At 32.2% G+C, this 1985-nt stretch carries 2 protein-coding genes and 1 pseudogene; all 3 read right to left on the reverse strand.

The window, feature by feature from the left end:
- A pseudogene (locus tag FFR48_RS29830) lies at nucleotides 1-114 on the reverse strand (flagellar assembly protein H); the annotation flags it as partial.
- Nucleotides 115-203: 89 nt separating this feature from the next.
- Nucleotides 204-1511 (reverse strand): restriction endonuclease subunit S, encoded by a 1308-nt coding sequence (locus tag FFR48_RS27570; RefSeq protein WP_137669544.1) that lies wholly within the window; start codon nucleotides 1509-1511, stop codon nucleotides 204-206.
- A complete protein-coding gene (locus FFR48_RS27575) occupies nucleotides 1512-1862 on the reverse strand; it encodes a type II toxin-antitoxin system VapC family toxin (protein WP_236104219.1) in 351 nt (116 codons plus the stop codon). It lies immediately after the preceding gene.
- Nucleotides 1863-1985: the final 123 nt, after the last annotated feature.

Below are 1985 nucleotides of genomic sequence, written 5' to 3' on the forward strand. Positions count from 1 at the left end.
AAAGGTGAGGGTGTCTTTTTCTACATATTCTAATATTTCTGGTAGAAACAGTTCTATAAATTCCCAAAAGAATGTTTGGATTAATTCTTTAAATAGTCTATCGTGGTCTATCATGGGTTTTGTGGTAAAGAATAGGGTAGGGGTTTAAAGTGTTGTAGCATCAGGTTTTATAATTACAGTTTTGATTTATTTAGCTACATTAACTATATTTTAGGTATGGGAATTTTCCTCACATCTATTTTACCTGTGACGGCATTGGTGATCAAGGCTGTGCGGTATTCTTTTAATAGGTCTATGGCTTGTTGAATTTTGGTTTTTTGTTCATCTATTTGGGCTGTTTTTTGGTCTAGATACTCAGCTATTTTTTGTTGTTCATGTAGTGGAGGTAAGGGTAAAGCCAAAGCACCTAATTTTTCACTTGTTAAATGAGAAATTGTAGATTTATTACATAAAATTTCAAACCATCCTGTATCTGCAATATGCCTCATTAAATAATCAAGATATTCGACACTTGATTGAGATAGAGGTCTTACTCTATGTAAAGCATTTTGAATAATACAATCTTCTTGTAATCCCTTTAATAAAGCTGTTCTTCCAACTTCTCCACCTTCACAAATTAAAAGATCACCATTTTTAACAGAATATTTTTCTCTATCTTTTGGTGAAGCCCACATTTTGGGAAGGTCATAAATATCAACTTTATCCCATCTAACATGAATAGCCTTTAAATAAGAAATCTCATCATCATTAGTAGATTGAGGTTCATTTTGAAGCATTTTTCCTAATTGAATATCAAAATAATATTTAAAAACAGTTCTTTTCCAATGCTTCGGAATTTCCCCCAACCACTCAATACCAGAATCTTTCATCGGGACATTTACATCTAGTCCTTTGGTGACAGCGTGACTAATAAGGGACGTGCGTTTTTCGTCCAGTTTTTCTATCAGGGTTTCTTTCTTCGCTATCAGTTCATCTATTTGTTTGGTTTTATAGTCTAAAAATCGGGCTATCTTTTCTTGTTCATCTAATGGGGGGAAAGTAAAAAATAAATTACAAATAAAATCCCAACTTGCTCTAGGCATTTTTGCCCCAAAGGTTGAAGAATCTACAATATTGATAAAATCACGAGATAAAATATAGTATTTCAAAAATTTAGGATAAATATCATTTTTGCATCTTAATACTAAAGCTTCTGTAGATGCTAATCCTTCAATCTCAGATAAATATACTTTTGCAAGATAAGGTCTAAGCTTTCCAAACAAAACATCATTTGGTAAAAAATGAGAACCTATTCCTTCACTGGAAGCATTTTCATCTTCAATTCTTTTACCAGTCCACGACTCAATATGTTCTAGTCCCATATAAGTCAAATTACTATTTTCTGCTTCAATTTTATTATTAATTAAATAAACTGAAAACTTAAAACGTTTTACTTCCCAATGATTAGGAATATCCCCCAACCACTCAACCCCAGAATCTTTATACTTATCATAACCCTGATACTTACCCATTTAATTAACTTCCCAATCTTCAAACTTTAACCCGTCAATTCTGCTAAACTCTCTCACATTATGAGTTACTAAAATTAAATTATTCGCCAAAGCAATAGCAGCAATTTGTATATCATTGGAACTAATAGGAGTACCAATTTTAGCTAAATCAGCGCGAATTTGTCCATAAACTTCCGCACAATTATCATCAAAAGGTAAAGATACAAACTGATATAAAAATGATTTTTGAATCTTCAAGGCTTTTTCAGGGTTATTACTTCGCTTTGATCCATAAAATAACTCAGATTTCACCACAGAACAAACCGCAACTTTTTCAGGTTCTAGATTATCGAGATGATAATTAATACTCAATAGACCTGTCCGAAATATATAACGGAAAAATGGTAGAACGGTAAATGGAAAATATACCGTGGTTCTACCAAAGATGAAAAATATTACCAATTATATACATATGTACCCAAAACGCGCTAGGGG

Origin of the sequence: Sphaerospermopsis reniformis, assembly GCF_005402885.1 — a bacterium.
Lineage (GTDB): Bacteria > Cyanobacteriota > Cyanobacteriia > Cyanobacteriales > Nostocaceae > Sphaerospermopsis > Sphaerospermopsis kisseleviana.